A 24,753-nucleotide genomic window follows, 5' to 3' on the forward strand; every position below is an offset into this window, starting at 1 on the left:
CTGGTCGCGCTGACGGCTCCCATCGTGAGCGTGCTCGCGGCGCTCGCCGCGTGCTTCCGGCCGCTGTTCCTGTCGGCCGTGCCGGTCACGGCCGCGCGGTTCCTGGTCGCGACGCTGCTCGCGCTCGCCGCGGCCGCCTTGGCGGCGCTGTCCGCGGTGGGGACTGCTGCTGGTGCGCTCTCCGTCGTCGCGACGGGGCGGTGTCTTGTCTGCGACGATCGTCGGATCGTTGCGGCGATCCTCGTGCGGGATCTGCTGACGGGTCAAACGCTCGATAGCGCGAAGAAGGTCACGTTCCTCGACGTCGCAGAGCGAGATGGCAATTCCCGATGCGCCGGCGCGCGCGGTGCGGCCGATGCGGTGCACGTAGGCTTCCGGCACCTCGGGCAGCTCGTAGTTGACGACGTGGGTGACGAGATCAATGTCGATGCCGCGGGCGGCGATATCGGTCGCCACCAACACATTGATGCGCGACTGCTTGAAGTCCTCGAGTGCGATCTCGCGCTGACGCTGGCTTTTGTTGCCGTGGATTGCGGCGGCCTTCATGCCTACGCCTTCGAGGTAGCGAGCGACGCGGTCGGCCCCGCGCTTTGTGCGCGTGAAAACGAGCGTGCGTGTCATTTCGGGATCGGCGAGCAGCTCGGCGAGAAGCGCGCGCTTCTTGCTGGATTCGATATGGATTACGCGCTGGCGGACCCGCTCGGCCGTGGTGGCGACGGGGGCCACGGAGACCTTGACCGGATCGTTCAGGAGCTCGTTGGCAAGGCCCGCGATCTCGTTCGGCATGGTGGCCGAGAAGAAGAGGTTCTGGCGACGGTGGGAGAGGTGAGAGACGATGCGGCGGATCGGCTTCACGAAGCCGAGGTCGAGCATCTGGTCGGCCTCGTCGAGGACGAAAATCTCGGTGCCCGAGAGGTCGGCTGCGCGCTGCTCCATGAGGTCGAGGAGGCGGCCTGGGGCTGCGACGAGCACGTCGACGCCGCGCGAGAGGGTCTGGATCTGCGGGCGGTGGGCGACGCCGCCGAAAACGACGGAGACGGTGATGCCGAGATGGCGGCCGTAGGCACGGAAGCTTTCGCCGATCTGAGTGCAGAGCTCGCGCGTCGGCGAGAGGACGAGGACGCGGCAGCCCTTGCGCGGAGCAGGACGACGGTCGGCTGCGAGGCGATGAAGAATCGGCAGCGCGAAAGCCGCGGTCTTGCCGGTGCCGGTCTGGGCGATGCCGAGCAGGTTGCGGCCCTCCATGACAGGCGGAATGGCCTTGGCCTGGATGGGCGTCGGGGTGTTGTAGCCTTCACCCTCGAGGGCCTTGAGGAGCGGCTCGGCGAGGCGAAGATCAGAAAATGATGTCAACGGATGATCTTTCATTGTGGGTGGCCGCGCAAGGCGGCGAGCGGCCCGCGCACATATGCGCAAGCAACGCTAAGCTTCTGTGACGCCCCGCGTGGCCTGGGCTGTCGGATGAGGAGAGTTTCGGGGCGCTCAACAGGGGGACGAATTAGGCCGGTTCCGACGGTCGGATTGGGCCTGAGACATGTCCCTTCACGCGGCTGGAGCGCCGGAAGACGCCCGATTCCATCGAGCGTTGGGGGGCTTGTCCCATGTCGGGGGTGCGAAGTCAAGGACGGGCGGGGCGCGGTGTCGTCGCAGGGTTACGCCTTGCATCGTTGCCGAACGCCGGAGACATTGCCCCATGCATCCGGCATCGAAGCACGTCATGGACCTCTACGAGCGTCACGCGCGCACCTGGGACCGCGAGCGCGGGCGGTCCCTGTTCGAGCGGGCATGGCTGGACCGGTTCCGGACCGCGATGGCGCCCGGTGCGTCGATCCTGGATCTCGGTTGTGGTGCGGGCGAGCCCATCGCCCGCTACCTCATCGAGGCCGGCCATCGCGTCACGGGCGTCGATTCGTCACCGTCCCTGATCGGGCTCGCGAAGGCTCGCTTTGCCGAGCACGACTGGCTGGTTGCGGACATGCGCCGGCTCGATCTTGGCGGCTGCTTCGGCGGTATCATTGCGTGGGACAGCTTCTTTCACCTCTCCCGCGACGATCAGCGTCAGATGTTTCCGATTTTTGGGGCGCATGCCGCGCGCGGTGCGGCGCTGATGTTCACGAGCGGGCCCGCCGACGGCGAGGCGATCGGCAGCTACGAAGGCGAGCCGCTCTATCACGCAAGCCTTGATCCCGCGACGTACAGGGATCTGCTCGCTCAGGCTGGATTTGAGGTTGTCGAGCATATCGCCGAGGATCGAGCCTGCGGCGGGCATACCGTGTGGCTCGCGCGGGCGACATAAACGAAAGAAGCCGCCGGCAGGGACCGGCGGCTTCTCTAATTTCAATCGGCAGAGTGGTCTTAGACGAGCTGGACCTGGCCGGCCTGCTTGCCGCGACCTTTGCGGTCATCCTCGAGCACGAACGAGATCTTGTCGCCCTCGTAAATGCCGTTGATGCCAGCGCGCTCGAGCGCCGAAACATGGATGAAGACGTCCTTCGAGCCGTCCTCGGGCTGCACGAAGCCAAAGCCCTTGGCGGTGTTGAAGAACTTCACGGTGCCCGTGATGCGATCCATAGTGGTATTCCTTCTTGCGTGCATAAAAAGCTCAGCCAGTCCAAGGCGGCACGCCGAGCGCCCGGGATCTCAGTCGATCAGGAATAAGGCAAAACGGCCGGTGGCACGCTCTCTCATTCAACTTCGTGAGGGTACGTCCACCTCGGAGCGCACCGGCACGCGGTATATGCGTGTGCGATATGGCGAAAGCAAGGATCAATTCGCGGTGTATTTGCGACACACTGTGCTCGTTCGGTATGCAATAAGTGTACTATTAAGGTATTCAATGTGTACCGAGGGTGTTAAACGTCGGGCTGGGATCGTAGCAAGCCAGCGGCAGAGCTTCCTCTGACGCAAGCCAGCTTCCCATCGAAACCGGGTGAAGAAATCTTCGCCTCGCGTTTTCTTGTGGAGGACAGGATGGCGAACGGAGCTCGCGCGTTTCCCGTGCGGTGCGTGGCGGTGATTTCTGCCGTGGCGATGAGTGCGACGGGAGCCCTCGCCCAACAAGCGGCCGAACAGGCCCAGCCTCAAGGCGGGACCGTCGAGCTGCCCCAGGTGACGGTCGAGACCACGGCCAAAGCCGCCAAACCCAAGACGTCTGCTCCAACCAAGAAGGCGCCGGTCGCCGCTGGGTCCGTGCAAGCGTCTGCTGTCGAGAGCGAGTCGGTGGGTGATGGAAAGGCCGAGACCGGCACCGGTCCGCTCAAGAACGGCTACGTGGCGACGCAGACGACCACGGGCGCGAAAAGCGATACTCCGCTGCGCGAGATCCCACAGTCGGTGTCCGTCGTCGGCGCCGAGCAAATCCGCGACCAGGGGGCCAAGAACTGGCAGGAGACGCTGCGCTATGTGCCGGGTGTCATCGCCGACGGCTACGGCCTCGATAGCCGCGCGGACACGGCGTTCGTGCGCGGCACGGAGGCGGCCGAGTTTCTCGACGGCCTGAAGCGCACGTTCAACTATTACGTCTACAGCTACCGGATCGATCCTTACTTCATGGAGCGCATCGAGGTTCTGCGCGGGCCGCCGTCCGTTCTCTACGGTCAGGCGCCGGTGGGCGGCATCATCAACTCCGTCTCCAAGCGGCCGCAAGAGGAGGAGCACCGCGAGGTCACCGTCGAATACGGCTCGTTCGACTTCAAGCAAGTCAAGACGGACATGACCGGCAAGCTGACCGAGGACGGGAAGTGGAGCTATCGCCTCGTCGGCCTCTTGCGCGACGCGGATACGCAGGTCGACTATGTGCCGGACGACAGGATGGCGATCTCGCCGTCGATCACCTACAAGCCGACCTCGGACACCAGCATCACGCTGCTCGGGCATTTCCAGCGCGATGACATGGGGTCGACGCAGCAGTTCCTGCCGCATCTGGGTACGCGCTTTCCGGGGCCGAGCGGCATCATCCCGTTCGATCGCTTCATCGGCGAACCCGGGTTCGATCGCTACGACACGGATGTGAACAGCGGGTCGCTGTTCATCGACCACAAGTTCGACGACACGTTCCGGCTGAGAAGCAACGTGCGCTTCACCGACATCCACAACGTCTACGACACCTACTATCCCGCGTTCTTCTATGGCGCGCAGGGACCGGGCACCGGTGGCGGATTGCTCACCGATCCGTTCTTCCCCTATTCGGATTCCAAGTTCGAGACGATGCGGCGCGCCAAGGCCGAGGGCTACTCGGATTCCCAGACCTGGAGCACCGACACGAATCTCGAAGCGAAGTTCGACACGGGTGCGCTCCGTCACAAGGTGATCGGTGGCGTGGACACCAGCCACTTCAAATCCAGGCAGGTGTCGGGCGAAGCGATTTCGCTCAATCCCTTCAATGTCTACAATCCGGTCTATGGGCAGCCCGAGGTGCTGGGCATCCCGCAGTACGATCCCGATACCGGGGAGATCGTTGGCTACGATCCCGTCGATGAGATCCCCGTTCAGTTCCTGGACAATCAGACCATCACGCAGACGGGCGTCTACGTTCAGGACCAGCTGCGGCTTGGGAACTGGATCGCAGTGCTCGGTGCGCGGCACGATTGGCTGCACCAGGACAGCACGTCGTTCAATCCGTACTACGGCGTCTATACCGATATCACCGACCAGAAGAACGAGGTGACGACGTATCGCGCGGGTCTGATGTACGAGTTCTCGTTCGGATTGACGCCTTATGTCAGCTACGCGGAATCTTTTGTACCGCTGATCGGGCGCAAGCAGGGCGGCGGCGCGTTCGATCCGCAGGAAGGGCGCATGTACGAGGTCGGCTTCAAGTATCAGCCGCCCGGCTCGAGCTTCATGATCAACAGCGCCGTCTACGACATCTCCGAGAGCAACCGGCTGGCCAGCGGGCCCAACCCGGATTTCTCGGTTCAGACGGGTGAGGTCAGCATCCGCGGTTTCGAGATCGAGGCGGTCGGCAACGTCACGCGCAATGTGAAGATCATCGGTGCGTACTCCTTTACGGACGCCGAGTACGTCGGCGGAGACCAGAAGGGCTTCAACATCGAATCCGTGCCGGAGCATCTGGCGTCGCTCTGGGCCCTGTACAGCTTCGACGATCCGATGCTCAAGGGCTGGTCGGTCGGCGCGGGCGTGCGCTATATCGGGTCGTCCTGGGACGGCACCGATACGCTCAAGACGCCGCCGGTCGGGCTCGTCGATGCGTCCATCGCCTATGACGCCGGCGATTGGCGCTGGTCCATCAACGGCTCGAACCTCGAGGACAAGGAGTACTTGACGACCTGCCTGTCGCGCGGCGATTGCTTCCGCGGATCGCGGCGCGCCGTCACCACTGGATTGACCTATCGCTTCTGAAGTATTGCTTCGCTCGCCTACGACCAGGAGAAGATGCGCACTCTTTTCACAATCGTTCACCGCTGGGCGGGGCTCTTCATCGCCGTCTTCCTGTTCATCGCGGGGGTGACGGGGGCCGTCATCTCGTGGGACCATGAGCTCGACGAATGGCTGAACCCGCATCTCTACGACGCTAGAACCACGGGGGCGGCGCTCTCGCCCTATGAGCTCGTCCGGCGTGTGGAAGCGGCCGATTCCAAGATTCGCGTCACCTACTTCCCGCTGTCGTTCGAGGAGGGGCACAACGCGGATCTGTTCGTGGAGCCGCGGGTCGATGCCAAGACCGGCGAGCTTTATGCGGTCGACTACAATCAGGTGTTCATCGATCCCGCGAGCGGGGAGGTGGCCGGCAAACGTTTCTGGGGCGCGATCTCGCTCGACAGCGAAAACATCCTGCCGTTCCTCTACAAGCTGCACTACTCGATGCATATCCCGGATTTCTGGGGCATCGACCGGTGGGGATATTGGTTCATGGGCATCGTCGGCATCGTGTGGATGTTCGACTGTTTCGTCGGCTTCTATCTCACCCTGCCGCGCCGCGCCGGCCAGAGCGGAGGCGAGCCGGACGAGACCGTCAACAATGGCGCAGCGGCCGTTGCTCCGCGGCGCACGTGGTGGCAGCGCTGGAAGCCAGCCTGGATGATCAAGCGCGGGGCCAGCGCCTATCGCCGCAACCTCGACCTTCACCGCGCCTTCGGACTGTGGCTGTGGGCGGCGCTCTTCATCCTGGCGTTCACATCGATCTCGATGAACCTGACCAACGAGGTGGTGCGGCCGATCCTCAGCCTGGTCTCGTCGCTGACGCCCGACGCGTTCGACGACCGCGCGCCGACGGCGCTCAACGAACCGGTCGAGCCGGTCGTCACCTTCCCGCAGGCCGTCGACATCGCCAGCGCCGAGGCTCGGCGCCGTGGCTGGGAGGAGCCGGCGGGCTCAGCCTTCTACGGCGTGCAGTATGGGCTCTATTCGATCAGCTTCTTCCATCCCGGCGAGGAGCATGGCGCGGCCGGCATGATCAAGATGCTGTTCCTCGACGCGGCAACGGGGGCTATGCAAGGCGGACGCGTGCCATGGGAGGGAACGGCCGCCGACATCTTCATGCAGCTGCAGTTTCCGTTGCACTCGGGCCGCATCGCGGGCGTGCCGGGGCGCGTGTTCCTGTCGTTCATGGGGCTGGTCGTGGCGCTTCTCTCGGCTACCGGCATCGTGATCTGGCTCAAGAAGCGTGCCGGGCGCATCGGGCGCAAGGTCGCCGGGCGGCAGGTCCCAGAGGCTCGGGCGGAGCCTGTCGCCCGGTAGCCGGCCGTGCAAGCCCACCCCCGTGATGCAGGCGCGCCACCATCCACATATTCCACACGTGAGATTTCGCGCCGCTGGTGATAGAGCGCCGACCCTCATTGTGGGTGTCCTGAACGCCTGATACCAATTCAGGCGTCTGGGACGGGGTACGGGGCACACATGCAAGGCGGGTCGGGGACAGGATTTCGAGCGCTTGGGGGCGTCGGGCTTGGTTGCCTTGCGGTGCTCCTGGCGGGCTGCTCGGATATCGTCACCGGGCTCGATACGGCGTCGATCAAGCCGGTTGCGGAGAACGTCAACCAGCAGTTCGTTCCGGGCGTGCCCAAGGGCTACCAGTGTCCGCTGGTGCCGAACGGCTTCGATCCGGCGGGCTCGATCTACCGCCTCGAGAAGGACGGTACGTACTTCCGCGTCAAGGATTTCAGCACCGATCCCGCCATCGTCGCGCTTCCCAACTACAAGCGCGAGGTGCCAATCTCGAACTACGTGCTCTCGGATACCCAGCAAGCGAACGCCGGGATGTCCATCGACCTCCTGCAGAAGGTGGTGCCGGGTCTCACGGCGTCGGCGTCGGCCGACTACAAGAAGACGATGACGGTCGACATCACGGTCGAGGACATGGTGGGCGAGGTGATCGACGACCACGTGGCCGACAAGATCGTCGATCTGTTCAAGGCCAGCATGAAGCCGAAGGCCGGCAGCAAATACTTCCTGGTGCGCGAGACGGTGCGGGCCGGCGCGGTCAGCTACAAGCTCAAGGCGACGGATCTCGGCAAGCTCGGCGGCAAGGCCGAGGTGGAGAAGCTGGCCCAGGGTCAGGCCAACGTCACGGTGCGCGACAACGACGGCGTGTTCGAGATCAAGCAGACGTTCAAGCCGGCGCGGATGCCGATCTGCATCAAGTCGGCCGAGATCGTGATCGAGGGGGGAGCGGGAGCAACCGTCGCCCTCAAGACGGCCGAAGAGACGCCTTTGCCTCAGATCAAGCGCGTCGGCGAAAACTAGCGGTATCCTATATTTGCATGCTGCAGTGCGAGGGCGGGCATCCGCTCCTTGCCGCCAGGACGTGGCCGGATTATCTTTCGGGTAACGAGAGAAAAGACTCGGGGAAACAACCAACTCACGGTGGGTGCGATGACCGATACGCCAAACCGCGAAATCACCAAGGCCGATGTCGACAAGTTCCTGTTCGGCAAGCATTTGACGAGTTGCGCTGTCTGCGGGCGCTTCCGCTCGAAGTGCGATCTCGATGTCCACACGCTGAACTGCAACCGCGGTGCAACCGCGGATTGCTCCTCCAGCTCGACGCTGAACGTGCTCATGATCGTTTGCCACAACTGCGGGGCGATCGAGTTCCACGACCGCACGATCATCGCCAAGTGGCTCGACAGCCAAAAGACGACGCAGCTCGTCTAAGGCTTTGTTCGACCCGCACCTCCTGCGCTGGGGGCTCGTTCCCGACGGCCCTCCCATCGTGACGCGCGCTGCACGGCTGCTTCCCGTACGCCGGGGCGGCGAAGCGGCCATGCTGAGGATCGCGACCCATCCGGAGGCGAAGGACGGCGGCGTGCTGCTCGGCTGGTGGGACGGACGCGGGGCAGCGCGGGTGCTTGCCGTGGATGGCGATGCGCTTCTGCTCGAGAGGGCGCAGGGCGCGCGGTCGCTCTCGGAGTATGCCCGCAACGGGCGCGACGACGAGGCGACGCACATCATCTGCGACGTGGTGGCGGAACTTCACAGGCCGCACGACAAGCCGCTGCCCGATCTCATCGGGCTCGAGCAATGGTTTGCGGCGCTTTGGCCGGCTGCCGCAACCCATGGCGACATCCTTGGGCGCTCGGCGGCTGCGGCACGGGATCTGCTTTCGGACGTGGGAGACGTCGGGGTCCTGCACGGCGACATTCACCACAGCAATATTCTCGATTTCGGCTCTCGCGGCTGGCTCGCCATCGATCCGAACCGGCTCCAGGGCGAGCGCGGCTTCGACTATGCGAACCTGTTCTGCAACCCGGACATGGACGACCCCGAGCGGCCTGTCGCCGTCGTGCCGGAGCGGTTCCGGCGGCGTCTCGAGATCGTGGCGGAGCGGTCAGGGATCGCGCGGCGGCGGCTCCTCGACTGGATCATCGCCTACACCGGTCTTTCGGCGGCCTGGCTCATCAACGATGGTAAGGCTCCGGAGGTGGATCTCGCCGTCGCCGAGCTCGCGCTTGCAGAGCGGGACCACTGATCCCAAGCGGCTATCCCACTTGAAGATCAACGGCATCGCAGGCGCCATTTTTGTGCCTTTCCGTTTCCTATGCTGATGATGCGACGGGCGATTCTGATCGGTACGGCGTTCGCCATGCCAACGACCGCTCGGTTGTTTGCTTCCGTCGCGGCGTCCTCTTTCGGGGCGCGGCGGCCGGTCACAAGTGTCAGCGTTCGCTTTCATCCTATTGTGGTCTTGAAACCAACGCGCCTTCTGCAGGGTTTATGGCTTGCATCAGCCGCCTGTTCAGGCTGCATTCATGTCAACAACGTGATTGTGACCCTATGAGCATGAGCCCCCGGAAGGAACGTGACCTGCGGATCGATTTCTTCCGTGGTTTGGCGCTCGTCTTCATTTTTATCGATCATGTGCCGGATAACTCCTGGGCAAGCGTGACTCTCCGGAACTTCGGCTTCTCGGATGCGAGCGAGGTCTTCGTCCTTCTCGCCGGGTACTCGGCTGGCCTTGCGTACTGGTCGATGTGCGAACGGGGGGATTTCCAGGGCACTTGGCTGCGTGCGAGCCGGCGCGCCGGGCAGATCTACATCTGGCACATCGGCGTGTTTCTGGCTTCTGCCGTGCTTCTGTATACGGCGGCGCGCCTTTTCCAGAACCCGGACTACGTCAACAACATCGCCATGGCCGAGCTTGCGACCGCTCCCTGGCACACGCTTGCCTCGGCGCTGCTCCTTTTCTACCAGCCCAACCAGATGAACATCCTGCCGATGTACGTCGTCCTGATGTTCTGGCTGCCGGTGGCCCTTTTTCTTCTACGCAAGAGCGTCCTGCTCGCGCTCGCGGTGTCGTTCGGCATCTGGCTGATCGCCAATATCGCCAGCATCAACCTGCCGACCCAGCACCGCGTCGACGGCTGGTTCTTCAATCCGTTCGCGTGGCAGCTGCTGTTCACGACGGGCGCGGCTGCGTCGGTGATGGCGCGGCGCGTCCAGTCCTATCCGCGCAATGCGCTCCTCATTCCGATCGCCGCCTATCTCGCGTTTGCCTTTATTGTGGCGGCGCCCTGGGTTCAGCATTCGTGGTTACCGGACGGGCGGCTCATCTCGCGCGAGATCGTCGAACCCATGAGCAAGCCCGATCTCTCGCCGTGGCGTTTCCTGCATGTGCTTGCGCTCGCCTATTTCGTCGCGGCTGTTGTGCCTAGTAATGCGGCATGGCTCAAGCGGCCGTGGGCCAATGCGGTTTCCACCTGCGGCAAGCATTCACTCGAAATCTTCTCGCTCGGCACACTCCTGTCATTTTTTGGTTGGATAGCGCTCACTGAGTTGGGTTCCAATCACTTGACGGTGCTGGCGGTGAACGTCGTTGGCATCGCGATCATGGGGATGACCGCATGGCAGATGTCGCGCCGCGCACAGGGGTCCAGCGTGCCATTGCGGCCGCGTTCAAGCGTTCAAGCTCTCGCGTCCTGACCATTCTTCTCGCCACTGCGGCGGCGCTCGGCCTCGCTCCCTCGGCCCCGGCCTTCGCCAACGGCTGTAGCGCGCCGCCCGAACTTCTGGCGCTCGGAGCTCCGCTTCCCAAGCTCACATCGGCTGTGCAAGGCAACGTGCCCATCCGCATCGTCGCTCTCGGCTCGTCGAGCACGTGGGGGGCGGGAGCGAGCAGCCGCGCGCATACGTATCCCGCGCGGCTCGAGCTGGAGCTGCGATCGCTTTGGCCAAAGAACGACGTGCGGGTGATCAACGCCGGGGTCGGCGGACAGCTTGCGCGGCAGATGTTGCCCCGTATCGGCAAGGACGTGGCGCCGCGGCAGCCGCAGCTCGTCATCTGGCAAACGGGCGTCAACGACGCCATCCGCGGCGTTCCGATCGCACAGTTCAGGCAGCAGCTCGATCAAGGCATCGCGGCTCTGCGGGCCATCGGAGCGGACGTCATCCTCATCGATCAGCAGTTCTATCCGAGCTTCCAGAAGCTCAAGGACGGTCCACTCTACATGGCGGCCATGCGCGAGGTCGCCATTCAACACAAGGTGCCGGTGATGCAGCGCTTCCGCATCATGCAGCACCTGATCGCCAGCGCGCAGTTCACGGCGGCGACGCTGCTGGCGCCGGATCAATTCCACCTCAACGACCGTTCCTACGACTGCATCGGCCGGCTCCTGGCGCAGTCGTTGCGCTCGGCCGCGGCCGTGTCCGCTGCGCCTCGCGTGCCGGTGGCGGCCGACAAGAGCCAGGCACGGATGTAGTCCGGGCCGCAGGCCGAGGGCGATCATGGTCTTTCTCTAGGGCGGCCGGCGTCTCTCCGGATTCGGGAAATTTCCCGTGCGGCGGCTATTGAATTCGCGGCCGGGCCGACGCATCTCAAATTTTACGGCGCCCCGACACGGCAATTAACCGGCGCCCGGGTCCCTCTTCCGGCGTCGTAAGCGCCCGGCGCTAAGCTCCGGAGATATGGCCATGGTGACACCACAGCAGGTCATCCGCGCGGACTCACGCCATCAGCGGCCCCTCGATCCGCCGGTCGTCAACGAGAGGTGGCCGGCTTCCGCAATCTGGAGATCCGGCGAGCCGCAGGTTCGCAGCATCGGGTTTGCGGATCTGAAAGATGCGCTCGTCAAGGGCATCGACGACTTCAACGCGGCACCGACGCACGCGCTCTTCCTGCTTCTATTTTATCCGGTCGTGGGGCTGATGCTGTTCCGCTTCTATGCGGGCGAGCACCTGTTGCCGCTCGTCTACCCGCTATTGGCGGGGCTGGCGCTGCTCGGACCCGTGGCGGCGGTCGGTTTCTACGAGCTGAGCCGAAGGCGGGAACAGGGGCTCGACGTCTCGATCTGGCATGTGGTTCAGGTCTATAAATCACCGCGCATCGGATCGATCGTGACACTCGGCGTGGTGATGCTCGCCATCTTCGTGGCCTGGATGCTGACCGCTCAGGCGCTTTATACGCAGACCTTCCGCGGGGCAATTCCAGGCTCTTTTGCCGAGTTCATGGCGCAGCTCGATACGCCGGCCGGCTCGCAGCTCATCTTCGCCGGCAATGCGATCGGCTTCGTGTATGCCGTCGTCGCGCTCATGATCAGCGTCTTCTCGTTTCCGATGCTCTTGGATCGTGACGTCGGCGTCGCGACGGCGGTGCGGACGTCGGTGAGGGCGGTGCTGGAGAATCCCGTCACGATGGCGCTATGGGGCCTTCTCGTCGTTGGCCTGCTCATCGCGGGGGCAATCCCGTTCTTCTTCGGTCTCGCGATCGTGTTTCCCGTCCTCGGCCATGCGACGTGGCATCTCTATCGCAAGGCCATCAGCCACGATCTCGTGCGGTGAGGCTCGCGCAGTGTCGTGCCGGCATCCGGCCGGCATCGCGAGACTCGGTTCCTGTTTTCGCGCCTCAGCGCCGGCCCGTTGGTCGTCCGTCGTCTGATATAATACATCGTTTATTAAACGAGAATCAGTGACCCTCTATTTGCTTACTTCCATGGCATTTGAGGTCGCGAAGATGGTTCGAATTATCTCTGCAATTGCAATATTTTGTCTTTTGCCGTCGTCGGCCGCATTGGCAGATGCTTCGGCGTTCGGCACGCCGCTTTGGACCGGGCTTTATATCGGCGCCGGCGGGGGGCTTAAGGCGCTGAACAATACGGTCACGGCCGTGCCGGGCGATGCCGTGAAGGACGATCCGGGCGCCATCGGCGCCCATGTGTCGCTCGATGGGCTCGGCGGGGATGGGGCATTCTTCTCGCTCGGAATCGGCGGCGACTATCAGTTCCACGACCGGTTTCTGGTGGGTGCGTTCTTCGACTATGACTTCGACACCCTTGCCACCAATGTCGATGTGTCAATTCCCGGCATCCCGCTGCAAGCACACGGCAAGGTCGAGATCGACGACAGCTGGTCGGTCGGCGGGCGTCTGGGATTCCTCCCCTCGCCGTCGGCGCTTCTCTTTCTCTCGGCGGGCTACACCCGCCTTGGGTCGACCGACATCAGCGCGAACATTTCCGGTCCGGCGGAAATCTCTGCGAGGGCCAGCGTCTCCAGCATCGCCGGCATCTTCTATGGCGGCGGCTTCGAGACGCTGCTTACCGATCACATCTCGCTCAAGGGTGAGTACCGCTACACGGATTTTGGAAGCGGAGACATCACGCTGCCGACCGTCGAGGGCATCGATCTGAACGGTTTCGTTTCGCCATCGATCGAGCCGACCCTGCATGTCGGCCGGCTCTCCCTCGGCTATCGCTTCTAGTCGCGTCGTTCATTTGCAGGGTCGTCCAGCTCCAGGCGCGGGTTTTGCGTTTGCCTGGAGCTGCTGACGCCCTTTGGCTCCGGTGATAAGCTGGGTTGACCTGAGAGCTTTCCTTTTTTTTAGCATCGAGCAATTTTCGCGTGGCTGCTCATGAAGCAGCGTCTTGTTTTTCAGGACTTTATGTCATGCGTTTTCTCGCCTGCATCGTGATCGTAGCCGTCTCTTTTTCGAGCGCATTCAACGCGTGCGCCGAGGACTGGAGTGCGCAAGCTCCTGATGTCGCGGCGATGCTGCGCGACGCCGAGCAGCTCAAGGCGGCTGGAAGAAATGCGGATGCAGCGCGGCTGATCATGGATGCGGTCGCCAAGCAGAAGGCCATCGACGCGACGCAACCGGAGGTGTTCGCAAAGCCTCTCTGGCATTTCGTTGACTTGCTTATCGACGAAGGGCACTCGGACGCGACGGAAGCGGTGCTTCTCTCGGCCTATGCGAACAACCGGCAATCCTATCCGGGCGGCAACCCGGAGCGACTGGATATGGTCGCGGCGCTCAAGTCCATTTACCGCCGAGCCGGCCGGAAGATCGAGTTCGAGCTGCTTCAGGAGTCGGAGCGGCGCGACAAGTTCAATGGAGAGTATGCAGCCTCGATCATCGCCGGACTGTTCCGCCCGGGGGAGGAGGAGCGCAAATTCGAGATGACGTTCGGCTTCGCGCAGCTGGCGACGTCCGAGGCGTCGTTTGCGCTTGCCCGCATGGCGCTGCGACGGGCGAGCGGATCGCTGGAAGCGGGTGCCCTGCTGCGGCGGCGGCAGGATCTGTTCGAGGCCTGGCGCAAGATGGAAGCTGCCGGCGAGAGCTCGCGCGTGCGCAAGCGCGATATCGCGGCGCAGGTGGCGGACATCGATGCCCAGCTGGCGCTGCTTGTTCCGGAGAAGGCGCGGATCGCGGCTGAAAAAGAAGTCTCGATCGAGGAGGCCCTGGGGGGCGCAGAGGGGGAGCTCGAGACGGCGGACGTGCAGAGTTTTCTCGCCCCGACCGACGCCTTCCTGCTGTTTGCAGCCCCGAAATGGCAAGGCGCGGATAATCTTTTTCTCTGGGTCATTACCAAGACCGAGCGTAAGTGGATTAAGGTCGATCTCGGCACGAAGTCGCTGGAGGACTGGGTTGCAGGGTTGCGGTGCGGTCTCGACCACGGGAGCTGGGTCGGGAAGGGCCGGCAAAAGTGCGCTTCTCTGCTCGGTCTCAATCCGGAAACGCCGCTCGGCACGCAGCCGCCGTTCGATTTCTCGCTTGCGCACGAACTTTACAAGACTCTGTTCGGCCAGGTCGAAGATCTGATCGCCGGCAAGCATCTCTTCGTCGTGCCGGCCGGGGTCATCTCACGCCTGCCGTTTCACGTACTCGTCACCAAACCGCCGCCGGCCACGGGCGGCAAGGAGGTGTCGTGGTTCGTGCGCGATCACGCGGTCACGGTGCTGCCGTCGGTGTTCGCGCTCAAGGCACTTCGCACGACACGCGGACGTGGGCCGGCCCGGCTGCCGATGATCGCCTTCGCCAATCCGGCGATCGACGGCAACGAACAGGGCCTCAGCGCCGGTGCGCTGTCCCGTCTCGACCTTCGCCGCAGGATTTCACGGCATTATCAAACGTGCGACGTGCCGCCGTCGCTCGAAGAACAGACCCTCGCCTTGTTCGGTGAGTTTGGCGAGACGACGTTTCTGGGCGCCGCGGAGACGGTTGCCGCCATTCGCAAGTGGGCGCCCATTCCCGACACCGCGAAGCTCGTCTGTGGCATTGCCGCCGATCCGGCTTTTGCAGAAAGCCGGGTGCTGCTTGCCGACAACGCCACCGAGCGCAAGCTGCGCGAGCTTAACGCGGAGGGCGAGCTTTTCCGGTACCGTATCGTGCATTTCGCGACCCACGGTGCGGTGGTCGGCAATTTTCAGGGTGCGAGCGAGGCGGGGCTCATTCTCACGCCACCCAGCGAAGTCACCGATACCAACGACGACGGCTACCTGGCGGCCTCGGAGATCGCGGAGCTCAATCTCAACGCAGACTGGGCCATCCTGTCGGCCTGCAACACAGCCGCCGGCGGCGAGAAGGGAGCGGATCAGGAAGCGCTGTCCGGGCTCGCGCGCGCGTTTTTTTACGCCGGTGCGCGCGCTGTTCTCGTCTCGCATTGGTCGGTCGCCGAGCGGGCGGCGGTGGATCTGGTGGCCGGCGCCGTCCGCCACCAGAGTGCGGATGGGATCGGGCGATCGGAGGCGCTTCGCCGCGCCATGGTCGACATGCTCGACAAGGGTGACGAGCGCTCGTCGCACCCGGCCTACTGGGCGCCGTTCGTCGTCGTGGGGGAGGGCGCGGCCCCGCTTTCGCGTTGACGGAGTACGGGCGCCGTCCTCGAATATTTCTATGCTGACCGTCGGTAGGCGTTTCCCTCTTCTGGCGGGTGGATCCGGCGCACTGTCTCCAATCTGGCGACGAAGCGGGAAGAAATCCTTTTCTGGCGAGACGAAACGATGATGCTCGTTTGGTACTGCCTTTTCCCGATCCAACGATTGCACAATCGGCGGCCTTGTGCGGGCGCTACGAACCCTTCATGCTCCCTTGTGTTCAGAGAGCATATATGGCCGCAGCCTCATTCAACGTCGAAGCCTACAGCGATGCGCTGGTCGTCCTCGGGACGGCCGGCATCGTGGTTCCGTTGGTGCAGCGCTGGGGGCTCAGCAGTGTCCTCGGCTACCTGATCGCCGGCGCCGTGCTGGGGCCGCTCGGGCTCGGAGCGCTGAAGGGCGAGTTGCCGTTTCTCTACTGGGTCACGGTGGTGGACGCCAAGAACGTCTCGGCTATCGCTGAGCTGGGTGTCGTCTTCCTCCTGTTCGTGATCGGGCTAGAGCTTTCCTACCAGCGCCTGCAAACCATGCGGCGCCTGGTGTTCGGGCTCGGCAGCCTGCAGGTCATTCTCTCGACAGCCGCGATCGCCACCATTGTGGCCTTGAGCGGACAGGGGCCGACGGTGGCGATCGTGCTCGGCGCCTGCCTCGCGCTGTCATCGACGGCGATCGTTATCGAGGTGCTGGCCAACCAGAGGCGGCTTACGACGGCCGCGGGCCGCGCCAGCTTTTCCGTCCTGCTGGCGCAGGATCTTGCCGTCGTACCCATCCTGCTCACCATCTCCATTCTGGGCCGCGGCGAGAGCGGTACCGCGTTCATGGGGGTGGTGCTCGCGGTGGGGACGGCGGTGCTCGCCATCGGACTGATCGTACTGGTCGGGCGCCTGTTCCTGCGTCCGCTGTTCGGATTGGTGGCGTCGTTCGGCATGAACGAGCTGTTCGTGGCGGCGATTCTTTTCGTCGTCGTCGGCACGGCGACTGCGGCCGGCGTTGCCGGCTTGCCGATGTCGCTCGGGGCCTTCGTCGCCGGGCTCCTGCTCGCGGAATCGGAATACCGGAAGGCGATCGAAGCCACCATCGATCCCTTCAAGGGACTTCTGCTCGGCATCTTTTTCTTCACGGTCGGTATGAACATCGACCTGCGCGAGCTCGCGCGCGAGCCGCTGCTGCTGGCGGCGGCGGTCATCGGCGTGATCGCCATCAAGTCGTCGCTGCTCATCGGGCTTGCACGGCTTTTCCATATCCCGTGGCCGGCGGCCATCGAGACGGGATTGCTGCTCGGTCCCGGCGGTGAGTTCGCGTTCGTCGGTATCGGCATGGCATCGGCCATCGGGATCGTCGGCACGGAGACGTCGAGCTTCACGCTGGCGGTGACCTCGATCAGCATGGCGCTCATTCCGCTGTTGTCGCTGATCGACCGGCGGCTGTCGGCGAAACTCGAGCCGCCCAAAGATCGCGATCCGGAGCTCCGCGTAGCGCCCAGGGCCGCCAAGGGCCATGCCATCGTGGTCGGGCATGGGCGCGTCGGGCAGGTGGTTGTGGAGATGCTCGAGGCGCATACGTTTCCGTACATCGCGGTCGACAGCGACACGAAGGCCGTTGCGGAGCAGCGCCGCCGTGGGCGCGAGGTCTACTATGGCGACGCGACGAAGGAAGCATTCCTGCACAGTTGCGGGCTCATGGAAGCGGCTGCCGTGATCGTCACGGTGCGCTCGTCGTCGGCGGCGGACGAGATCGTGCGAACGGTGCGGAAGCTGCGACCGGATATCCTCGTGGTTGCGCGCGCCCGCGATGCCGAGCACGCGCGCCATCTCTACCTCGAAGGCGTGACCGACGCGGTGCCGGAGACGATCGAGGCAAGCCTGCAGCTCTCGGAGGCGACGCTGGTGGGACTCGGGTTGCCGACCGGGCTCGTGATCGCGTCCATTCACGAGAAGCGCGACGAGTTCCGCCACGAGCTGCAGGACGCCGCCAAGCAGGCCGGGCGTCTCACGACGCGCTCCATCCGCGCCAAGGCGCTGCGGCGCTAGACCAAGGCGTTTCCCATTGGACTGGACCGCGCTCCAGGTCCCGCCCGCTATCACGGTGCATTCGCGCCCGGCGCAGAATTGCGTTCCAACGATGTGCGTGAATATCGTCCGTTCGCAAACGATGATAAGCTCGGTTGTTTTACGAGCTGATCAACGTGGAGACGCAAATGTTGCCTGCCTCTTTTTTCAGAGTTTTCCGTCAGTTGACGATCGCCTTTGCTGCTTGCGCTTTGTTTCTCGCCGCCAGCGGGCCTGCGGCGCTCGCCGATGTCTGCAAGCCGTGGCAGTCGCAAACGGACAGCTATTGTGTCGACAAGGATGGATTGCAAACACGCGAGCTCGGGTACGCTCCTCAGGAGGGCGAGCGTTGCTGGGAGCGCTCTCGCACGACCTGCAAATGTGAAAGCGGCCAGTCCGCCGAAGGTGAGACGTGCGGCTCCTGCGAAACCGTGGGGACCGAGAGCGTCGATATCGTCTGCCTTCCCTATTGAAACCAGCGCGCCGGTTGCGCGTGAGGGTCACAAGCGTTCCGCAGGTCCGCTTGTGTCCGTACGCTTTCGAGAATATCGTCAGTGAAGATACTGAGTTGGATTCCCATTTTTTAGCTGTTTTGCCCGGGAGGTGTGCGCATGACCTTTCGTATCGTTTCGCAGAGACAACTCTCTCAAGAAGAAATAGAAATCTGCCGTGAGGCCCGTGCGTTGCTCGGGCGCGGGGTCGACCGGCGCGAGCTCCTCAAGATGATGGGGATTGCGGGCACGGTCGGTGCCGGGTTGATCTCGGGGATGCGGCCGGCGCATGCCTTCCTGCCGGCGCTTGCGGTGTTTGGCCTGTTCACTGCCAGCCAGTTCGTCGTGCAATCGGCCGTGGCGGCCACCTTCTCGCTCAAAAACGATCAGGATCAGCCCGCCAAAGGCGGCGTGCTGCTCCAGCTCAGGGAGCCATCGGGGCGCATCGAGCAGCGGGACAGCACCTATGTAACGGTCGAGCCGTACTCCGAGATTTCGGTCGATCACGCGAACTTCACGGCGCGAACGATCGGGCAGAACGAATACAGCGCCAAGACCTCGGTCAACCAGGAAGACACGCGGTTCGAGGTGATCGATACCTATAACGAGATCCAATAGCTGCGATCAGTTCTGACACTTGTAGTGCACGGCCCGGCATCCCGCGGAGGCGCAGTTCTCCACGGCGGAGCTGGATGAATCGACTTCATAGTCGCCGACGCCCGTGCCGTAGGCGCCGCTCGGCGTGGTTGCGACCGACATGCACGTGGCGTCCGTCGTATCGATGATTGCGCAGCACCCGACGGTTCCAGACGCGATGTTGCAGTCCCTGAGGGCCGCCTCGGCGGCGTAGGCGCCGCTTTCATTGGCTTGGATGCCAACGCTGTCGGTCTCGCTGCAATAGGCGGCGACGATTGTCGCATTCACCGCTTCGCACTGCGCGAACGGCAGTAGGATCGCGGCCAGTGCTGCTAAGCGACGTGTCTTCATTCCCGGCACGATGGTTCCCCCCGTTAAACTTAGATCCCTACTTCATCGCGAAAGCACGCTCGGTGTGCTGCCGTCGATGGACAATTTAATTCCGCTGAGGCGCGCCGTCACCAGCCGCCCGACGACACTGTAGATCGGCTCCAGCTGGCAAATGGCAGTGTGCGGGCCGTCGCTCAAAAAGAACTGAAACAGCGGATGTCGCTTGACGGCGGTCCCGCCGGTGCAGACTTCTATGCCGTCCACGGAGACCGACTCGTTGGCGACGTTGTTGCGGTATTCGATGGTGCGCGTGAACGGGCCACGTTTGACGGTCGCGGTGGCGGAGCCCCAGCCGAATTTCGTCGCAACGACTTGCCATCCGGCCGTGTCGCCACTGCCGTTCGCCGGCCTCGGCGCTTGGCGCCCCTTTGAATCGAGTATGGCGCCCAGCACCTGAACAAAGGACTTGTGCGAGGTGTCGCCCGACCACTGGATCAACGGGGGTGTCTGGACGCGGCGGAACTCCATGGGAAGGCGGCAGTCGTCGATCCGGATGGGGATCAGCTTCTTTTGCTCGAAAGCCTCATCGGCTTCGGCCCTCACCCAGCGGGAAGCCACCGAATTCTTCGACCAAACGACGACAACGCGATGGGCTTCGCCGATCATGCGCTCGATCTCTTGGTCAAACTGGTCACCGGGTATGAGCTTCCTGTCCCACCAAACCTGGAGCCCTTTCTGCTCAAGGCATTCGGCGAACTTCTGCGCGAAGCTCTCGTCGGATCTTGCATAGCTGATGAAGGCGTCCGTCATGGGCCACGAGGAAAATATGGTTGTGAAATCAGAGTTATTCGCGTGCGTAATATTTGGATCGGACGGGTCCTGCGCCTGTCCCAATTCTCAGAAAAATATAACAAGGCGACCACGGACGAGCAACGCTGCACGGCTTCGCCGTTGCCAAATCAACGGTGGCCGGGGCGGCCGGAGCAACAGGCGCAGGCCGACATACCTAAGACTTTTTCGGGCGTTCTAAGGGATCTTTAGATCCTCGGCGCTATTATTTTGCCGTGTTTTGACCGCGGAGATCTTTTCGCAAATGGCGGTGGAACGGCCATGAAACGAAGAGAAGAACCCATTCCCGGGCTGTCGGCCGGCTTGTCATACGTGATGATGACGGGCCTCTTCATGCTTGCCGCGCGCTCGGGGTTGCCGCCGCCACTCGAGGCCAGTGCGGCGGCGATGATGCATCTTCCCGCAGCCTCCGGTGCACCTCCGTCCACGAGCGTCTCCAAGCCACCAGCCACGCCTGCCGCGTCCGGCTCGCCGCCTACCGCTTCTCCTTCGGACGAGGTCGCCGCGCAGCCGGTGAAAGAGGAGTGGCCTGCGGAGGATATTGCGCGCGGGCGCGAGCAGTGCATGCATCTGCTCTCAGGCGTGTCCGCCGAGATCGAATACCTGGAGCCTATCAAGAAAGGTGCGTGCGGGCTTCCGGCGCCGGTGCGTCTCAAGAGCGTCGGCGCGGATTCCAACAAGGTCGTGTTCGACCCGCCGGTGGACGTCAACTGCCGCATGGTGGCGGCGCTCGGCAGCTGGGTGAAGTCCACGCTGCAGCCGGAGGCGCGCGAGCGCTTCCAGTCGGGTGTCGTTCGCATCGTCCGGGCGTCCGGATACTCGTGCCGCAACATCTACAACCTGCCGAACGCCAAGCTCAGCCAGCATGCGCTCGCCAACGCGATCGACATCGGTGGCTTTGCGCTTGCGAACGGTCGCACGGTGGGCGTGCTGAAGGGCTGGGGTCTCACCGCGCGCGACATCAAGGCGCTCAAGGCGAAGGCAGAGGCGGACGCCAAGGCGAAGGCCAAACGGACCAAGGACAACGCGGCGGAGCTGGAGGAAGCAAAAGCGAAAGCTGAAGACGGAGATGCGGCGACTGCAGGCAAAGCGGGCCGTCCCGAGAAAACCGGGGTAGCCGTAACGCAAGCGTCCCTTACTCCGTCAATGCTCAAGCTGCAGAAGAAGCCGGTTGTTGCCGACGCTCCGGAGGCGAAAGCGAGTAAACTCGCCGAGACGGAGAAACCCGTCGTGCCGGCAAAACCGACAAAGGAGGCGCTGTTCCTGCGTGCCATTCATGGCGGCGCGTGCGGTGAGTTCGGCACGGTGCTGGGGCCTGAGGCCAATGATCCGCACCGCAACCACTTCCATCTCGATCTCATCTCGCGCCGCGGCCGCGGCTACTGCGAGTAGCCGCGGTACAGTCGAGGCGCGTCAGAAGCCGATCCTGACGCCGAAGCGCGGCCGATAGAACCCATAGCCGTAATAGCGCGGGCCGTAGTAGTTGCCGTAGTAGGGGTAATAGTACGGGCGATAGTAGTACGGCGCGGCGTAGTAGGGATCGTCGTACGAGTAGTAGTAGGGCCGGGTGCGATACCAGCGGGCCTGCGGGTAATAACCGTGGCGGCGGTAGCGCCTACGATCCCAGCGGCGATGAACTTTTTCGACGATGCCGTTGTCAGCTTTGCTCGCCGCGGACGGGCCGACGGGACCCATGGCGCTGGCCGGAGCCGAGAGCACGGCGATCGTGAACGCCGTGCCGATGCCCGCCAGGGCTGCAAGTGTCGGTCTAAAACGCATGACTACCACCTCACAGGTTGATATCGGACGCTCTATCCCCCGGGCAGTGTGGACGGGACTTTAGCACGGGTCCCGGCCGTTGACAGGTGTGGCGTGGGGCCGAGGCCGGCGCCAGCCGCCGCAGGCATGCAAGCGTGATTAACGGCTATGCTTTCGCCGCAGCTCTCGACGCCATTGCATCCCGCGGGCGGGGCTCCCATCTCCTCCGAAACCGCAACAACCCGATGCCGCCATGCCGGACGCCTCGTCCGGTATGCCGCAGCGTTTCGAAGGGGAACAGCTCATGCGCGGCTTAGCCTTTCTCTCTAACACGAACAGAACCACCAACAGGCCCGAGCCTTCTGGCGCTGCCGATCGCGATCTTCTCGACCACTATTCGGAAGCCGTCGTGGGGGCGGTCGAGGCCGTGTCGCCGGCTGTCGTGCACGTCGGCATCACGGGCCTACGTGGCGGCCAGCCGGCTCAGGGCTCGGGCTCCGGCGTCATCCTGTCGCCGGATGGCATCATTCTGACCAACAACCACGTCGTGGACGGTGCGCGTGAGGTGCGCGTCACGCTTGCGGACGGGCGTAAGTTTGCAGCGCGCATCCTGGGTCGCGATCCCGACACGGACATCGCGGTCTTGCGCGGCGAGACGACGGAACATCTGCCGACGGCGATGCTCTCCGACTCCAAACGCGTCAAGCCGGGGCAGATCGCGATCGCCATCGGCAATCCGCTTGGCTTTCAGTCGTCGGTTTCGGCCGGTATCGTGAGCGCGGTCGGTCGGTCGCTGCGGGCGCAGAACGGCAACCTGATCTCGGACGTCATCCAGACGGATGCGGCCTTGAACCCGGGCAACTCGGGCGGTGCGCTGGTGTCGTCGACGGCAGAGGTCATCGGCATTAACACGGCGATGATCATGGGCGCGCAGGGCATCGCGTTCGCCGTTGCGTCCAGCACCGCACTCAACGTGCTGGTGCAGGTGCTGGCACACGGCCGCGTGCGGCGCGCCCGCTTCGGCATCGTGGGCGAGCAGGTGCCTTTGCGGCGGCGCGCAGCCTATGCGGCCGGTCTCTCGCAGGCGACGGGTGTCGCCATTCGCGATCTCGCGCCGGCGAGCCCGGCCGCGCGCGCGTCCTTGCGTCCGGGCGACGTGATCGTCGGGATCGACGGCAAACCGGTGGAGGGCGTGGACGACATTCTCCGGCTGTTGAACCAAGACGCGATCGGCACCTCGGTCTCGGTCACTTACTTCCGCGGCGAGAGCTATGACGCGGTTGGCGTGTTGCTCGACGAGCGGGATCGGTGAGAAGCGCGGGAAGGAGGTCGTGCCGATACGTCGACACGACCTCATCCGTCACTTGGTCTTGTTGCGTTCGCGCTTGGCGGCCTTGGCGACGCGCTTGTCGGCGTTTCTCGCCTTGCGCTGCTTGGCCTGGATGCGTTTGCGGCGCTGGTCTGACATGGTCGGCATCGGGATCTCCTGGTGTGTTTATCCGCTGCGACTATCAGAACGGCGGCGCTATTTGAAGAGGGAGGTGAGCGAGAAAGAGGAGGCGACAATCACCGGGGGCGCCTCGGCGATCTGCGGGTGCTGCTCGTCGATGTAGACGTCGAGCCCCGTGGCGCGGCCGTCCCTGATGATCTGGGCGACATAGGCCCAGCCCTTCGGCTCCAGTCCAATGCAGGCTTCCGACATCTCCCCCTTCAAGCGCACGTGGATGGCAATATTGCCCCGCTTCATGATGGCCGCGGTGTGCTGCGGGCTGAAGCGCTCCTTGTTCCAGAGCTTCTTGAGGTAAACGGCGGCCACATGCCGCTTGGTGCGTGGACCCCAGTTCACCCGGTGCTGCTTGTCGGCGAACGCGTATTCGCCCGGCGGCAGGGGACCGATGGCGCGTGCGGCGAAACAATCGGGATCCGGATTGTTGCGACAGACGTCACGGCCGGAGAGGCCCCAGGCGATGGTCTGTCCATTGGTCTGCGGATCGTCGGAGATGACGAACAGGCGACCGGTCTTGATGGTGTAGCCGAGGCGGAAGCTGGCAAGCGACGCGGGCACCTCGCGCACGACGTCCTGGAAGGGATTGCAGATCTCACCGCCGGTCAGCTTTCTCTGGTAGCCGTTCAAGGTGATGGTGACGTAGTCGACGCCGTCGGCGCAATCCCACTGCGGCAGACCCTTCTTGCCCGCGAGGGCGATGGCCGGCGGCGGCTGCTCGGGTACGGGCTTCTGCTGCTTGGGTACGGCGGCCACGACAGGCGGCTTCTCGGGAGCAGGCGGCTCGGTGGTGGTCGTGGCCCAGTCCGCAGGCGGCGCGTCCGGCGTGCGCCGGACCTGCTCGCATTTCTGCGACAGCTTGGGCGGCTGGATCTGCGTCGCCGCGAGTTGGCGCGCGACGGCACTCGAGGCGCCCTTCATCACATACGTCTGGATGAGTGCGGCCTGGACCGCGATCTGTTCCTCCGAGAGGTCGAAGATGCACTCCTCGTAGATCTGATCGCCCACCTTGCTGAAGATGTCGGCAATCTCGTTGGCGGCCGCCGCAGCAGCCCCGGGATCGCCTGCAGGTATCGGTGCCTCGGCCGGCTCGGGTGCGGGGACAGCGATCGGGGTCATATCCGCAGGCTCGACGAGCGTCGGCGTCGGAGTCATCAAGGCGGGCAGCTCCGACGGGGCATTGAGCGGCGGTGGCGCCGTCGCGCGCTCGGACTCCGCCGTCGGCTCGCCGGCCTGCTGGGCGAAGCCTGGATGCGCCGGCAGCAGCAACAGGAGGCTCACCGCGGCTACGATCGCCGGTCCTGCGGCTCCATTTATGAGCGTTCTTCGCGACACGCGATACCCTTGCGCCGGTTGCGGGCTGTTCCCCGGGACATTCATACGGCACGAGTCGGGGTGAGAGTAAGGCCTTGCCGGGGCAGATCCTTTCGCCGCACCCAAGGGTTGGGCGGTGCCGTGCTTATCCCGGTTCAGGAGCAAAGACGGGCTCGTCATGCGGGTCAGCGCGCCGCCATATGGGTGAGGAAGGCGATCAGGGCATCGATCTCCGCGTCCGGCAGGCTTTTTTCGTCGAAGCCGGTCATCTGCTGCTGCG

Annotated in this window: 21 protein-coding genes; 15 read left to right on the forward strand and 6 right to left on the reverse strand. The window is 63.9% G+C overall.

Going from position 1 to position 24,753, the window contains the following annotated elements:
• A partial coding sequence (locus QZV93_RS14130) for a DEAD/DEAH box helicase (protein ID WP_295559272.1) occupies positions 1–1,353 on the reverse strand: 1,353 nt, incomplete at its 3' end.
• Positions 1,354–1,693: 340 nt separating this feature from the next.
• On the opposite strand from QZV93_RS14130, the gene QZV93_RS14135 reads away from it, so the two are divergent.
• Complete coding sequence (locus QZV93_RS14135; protein ID WP_295559273.1) at positions 1,694–2,296, forward strand: class I SAM-dependent methyltransferase; 603 nt, start codon at positions 1,694–1,696, stop codon at positions 2,294–2,296.
• A gap of 59 nt (positions 2,297–2,355) precedes the next feature.
• On the opposite strand, the gene QZV93_RS14140 is transcribed toward QZV93_RS14135, so the two are convergent.
• Positions 2,356–2,571: a cold-shock protein gene (locus QZV93_RS14140; protein WP_295559274.1), complete on the reverse strand. Its 216-nt coding sequence runs from the start codon at positions 2,569–2,571 to the stop codon at positions 2,356–2,358.
• A 399-nt stretch (positions 2,572–2,970) separates the two neighbouring features.
• Between QZV93_RS14140 and QZV93_RS14145 the strand changes: the two genes are divergently transcribed.
• The 12 genes from QZV93_RS14145 (at position 2,971) to QZV93_RS14200 (ending at position 18,700) form a co-directional block, all read left to right on the forward strand.
• Entirely contained in the window at positions 2,971–5,361 is a 2,391-nt protein-coding gene (locus tag QZV93_RS14145) for a TonB-dependent siderophore receptor (protein ID WP_295559275.1), read from the forward strand.
• 33 nt (positions 5,362–5,394) lie between these two features.
• Complete coding sequence (locus QZV93_RS14150; RefSeq protein ID WP_295559276.1) at positions 5,395–6,699, forward strand: PepSY-associated TM helix domain-containing protein; 1,305 nt, start codon at positions 5,395–5,397, stop codon at positions 6,697–6,699.
• A gap of 159 nt (positions 6,700–6,858) precedes the next feature.
• A complete protein-coding gene (locus QZV93_RS14155; RefSeq protein WP_295559277.1) occupies positions 6,859–7,704 on the forward strand; it encodes a hypothetical protein in 846 nt (281 codons plus the stop codon).
• Between the two features lie 129 nt (positions 7,705–7,833).
• Entirely contained in the window at positions 7,834–8,115 is a 282-nt protein-coding gene (locus QZV93_RS14160; RefSeq protein WP_295559278.1) for a hypothetical protein, read from the forward strand.
• Between the two features lie 4 nt (positions 8,116–8,119).
• The gene (locus QZV93_RS14165; protein ID WP_295559279.1) at positions 8,120–8,929 is read left to right on the forward strand and encodes an aminoglycoside phosphotransferase family protein; all 810 of its coding nucleotides are present in this window, start codon (positions 8,120–8,122) and stop codon (positions 8,927–8,929) included.
• 50 nt (positions 8,930–8,979) lie between these two features.
• Complete coding sequence (locus QZV93_RS14170) at positions 8,980–10,380, forward strand: OpgC domain-containing protein (RefSeq protein ID WP_295559280.1); 1,401 nt, start codon at positions 8,980–8,982, stop codon at positions 10,378–10,380.
• Positions 10,302–11,156: an SGNH/GDSL hydrolase family protein gene (locus QZV93_RS14175; protein WP_295559281.1), complete on the forward strand. Its 855-nt coding sequence runs from the start codon at positions 10,302–10,304 to the stop codon at positions 11,154–11,156. The genes QZV93_RS14170 and QZV93_RS14175 overlap by 79 nt, the downstream gene beginning before the upstream one ends.
• 211 nt (positions 11,157–11,367) lie before the next feature.
• On the forward strand, positions 11,368–12,234 hold the full coding sequence (locus QZV93_RS14180) for a DUF2189 domain-containing protein (protein ID WP_295559282.1): 867 nt from the start codon (positions 11,368–11,370) through the stop codon (positions 12,232–12,234).
• Positions 12,235–12,463: 229 nt separating this feature from the next.
• Positions 12,464–13,150 (forward strand): outer membrane beta-barrel protein, encoded by a 687-nt coding sequence (locus tag QZV93_RS14185; protein ID WP_295559283.1) that lies wholly within the window; start codon positions 12,464–12,466, stop codon positions 13,148–13,150.
• A 185-nt stretch (positions 13,151–13,335) separates the two neighbouring features.
• Entirely contained in the window at positions 13,336–15,531 is a 2,196-nt protein-coding gene (locus QZV93_RS14190; RefSeq protein WP_295559284.1) for a CHAT domain-containing protein, read from the forward strand.
• A gap of 245 nt (positions 15,532–15,776) precedes the next feature.
• Positions 15,777–17,573 (forward strand): cation:proton antiporter, encoded by a 1,797-nt coding sequence (locus tag QZV93_RS14195; RefSeq protein WP_295559285.1) that lies wholly within the window; start codon positions 15,777–15,779, stop codon positions 17,571–17,573.
• Between the two features lie 629 nt (positions 17,574–18,202).
• On the forward strand, positions 18,203–18,700 hold the full coding sequence (locus QZV93_RS14200; protein ID WP_295559286.1) for a hypothetical protein: 498 nt from the start codon (positions 18,203–18,205) through the stop codon (positions 18,698–18,700).
• A 6-nt stretch (positions 18,701–18,706) separates the two neighbouring features.
• On the opposite strand, the gene QZV93_RS14205 is transcribed toward QZV93_RS14200, so the two are convergent.
• Both QZV93_RS14205 and QZV93_RS14210 read right to left on the reverse strand, forming a co-directional pair.
• Complete coding sequence (locus tag QZV93_RS14205) at positions 18,707–19,069, reverse strand: hypothetical protein (protein WP_295559287.1); 363 nt, start codon at positions 19,067–19,069, stop codon at positions 18,707–18,709.
• Between the two features lie 42 nt (positions 19,070–19,111).
• Entirely contained in the window at positions 19,112–19,942 is an 831-nt protein-coding gene (locus QZV93_RS14210) for a toll/interleukin-1 receptor domain-containing protein (RefSeq protein WP_295559288.1), read from the reverse strand.
• A 216-nt stretch (positions 19,943–20,158) separates the two neighbouring features.
• On the opposite strand from QZV93_RS14210, the gene QZV93_RS14215 reads away from it, so the two are divergent.
• On the forward strand, positions 20,159–21,289 hold the full coding sequence (locus tag QZV93_RS14215) for an extensin family protein (protein ID WP_295559289.1): 1,131 nt from the start codon (positions 20,159–20,161) through the stop codon (positions 21,287–21,289).
• A gap of 21 nt (positions 21,290–21,310) precedes the next feature.
• On the opposite strand, the gene QZV93_RS14220 is transcribed toward QZV93_RS14215, so the two are convergent.
• Positions 21,311–21,676, reverse strand: coding sequence for a hypothetical protein (locus QZV93_RS14220; protein ID WP_295559290.1), 366 nt, complete (start codon positions 21,674–21,676; stop codon positions 21,311–21,313).
• A 283-nt stretch (positions 21,677–21,959) separates the two neighbouring features.
• On the opposite strand from QZV93_RS14220, the gene QZV93_RS14225 reads away from it, so the two are divergent.
• On the forward strand, positions 21,960–22,967 hold the full coding sequence (locus QZV93_RS14225) for a trypsin-like peptidase domain-containing protein (RefSeq protein ID WP_295559291.1): 1,008 nt from the start codon (positions 21,960–21,962) through the stop codon (positions 22,965–22,967).
• A 213-nt stretch (positions 22,968–23,180) separates the two neighbouring features.
• Here the strand turns inward: QZV93_RS14225 and QZV93_RS14230 are convergent, their stop codons facing one another.
• Positions 23,181–24,494: a tlde1 domain-containing protein gene (locus tag QZV93_RS14230; protein ID WP_295559292.1), complete on the reverse strand. Its 1,314-nt coding sequence runs from the start codon at positions 24,492–24,494 to the stop codon at positions 23,181–23,183.
• Positions 24,495–24,753 lie beyond the last annotated feature (259 nt).

Origin of the sequence: uncultured Hyphomicrobium sp., assembly GCF_902826555.1 — a bacterium.
Lineage (GTDB): Bacteria > Pseudomonadota > Alphaproteobacteria > Rhizobiales > Hyphomicrobiaceae > Hyphomicrobium_C.

Excerpts from the sequence above, each read along its gene's own strand:
- QZV93_RS14150 (WP_295559276.1), top strand. The coding sequence starts at position 5,395 with ATGCGCACTCTTTTCACAATCGTTCACCGCTGGGCGGGGCTCTTCATC.
- QZV93_RS14205 (WP_295559287.1), bottom strand. The coding sequence starts at position 19,069 with ATGAAGACACGTCGCTTAGCAGCACTGGCCGCGATCCTACTGCCGTTC.
- QZV93_RS14175 (WP_295559281.1), top strand. The coding sequence starts at position 10,302 with ATGGCAGATGTCGCGCCGCGCACAGGGGTCCAGCGTGCCATTGCGGCC.
- QZV93_RS14155 (WP_295559277.1), top strand. The coding sequence starts at position 6,859 with ATGCAAGGCGGGTCGGGGACAGGATTTCGAGCGCTTGGGGGCGTCGGG.
- QZV93_RS14200 (WP_295559286.1), top strand. The coding sequence starts at position 18,203 with ATGACCTTTCGTATCGTTTCGCAGAGACAACTCTCTCAAGAAGAAATA.
- QZV93_RS14160 (WP_295559278.1), top strand. The coding sequence starts at position 7,834 with ATGACCGATACGCCAAACCGCGAAATCACCAAGGCCGATGTCGACAAG.
- QZV93_RS14145 (WP_295559275.1), top strand. The coding sequence starts at position 2,971 with ATGGCGAACGGAGCTCGCGCGTTTCCCGTGCGGTGCGTGGCGGTGATT.
- QZV93_RS14195 (WP_295559285.1), top strand. The coding sequence starts at position 15,777 with ATGGCCGCAGCCTCATTCAACGTCGAAGCCTACAGCGATGCGCTGGTC.
- QZV93_RS14135 (WP_295559273.1), top strand. The coding sequence starts at position 1,694 with ATGCATCCGGCATCGAAGCACGTCATGGACCTCTACGAGCGTCACGCG.
- QZV93_RS14190 (WP_295559284.1), top strand. The coding sequence starts at position 13,336 with ATGCGTTTTCTCGCCTGCATCGTGATCGTAGCCGTCTCTTTTTCGAGC.
- QZV93_RS14215 (WP_295559289.1), top strand. The coding sequence starts at position 20,159 with ATGAAACGAAGAGAAGAACCCATTCCCGGGCTGTCGGCCGGCTTGTCA.
- QZV93_RS14225 (WP_295559291.1), top strand. The coding sequence starts at position 21,960 with ATGCGCGGCTTAGCCTTTCTCTCTAACACGAACAGAACCACCAACAGG.
- QZV93_RS14220 (WP_295559290.1), bottom strand. The coding sequence starts at position 21,676 with ATGCGTTTTAGACCGACACTTGCAGCCCTGGCGGGCATCGGCACGGCG.
- QZV93_RS14180 (WP_295559282.1), top strand. The coding sequence starts at position 11,368 with ATGGTGACACCACAGCAGGTCATCCGCGCGGACTCACGCCATCAGCGG.
- QZV93_RS14140 (WP_295559274.1), bottom strand. The coding sequence starts at position 2,571 with ATGGATCGCATCACGGGCACCGTGAAGTTCTTCAACACCGCCAAGGGC.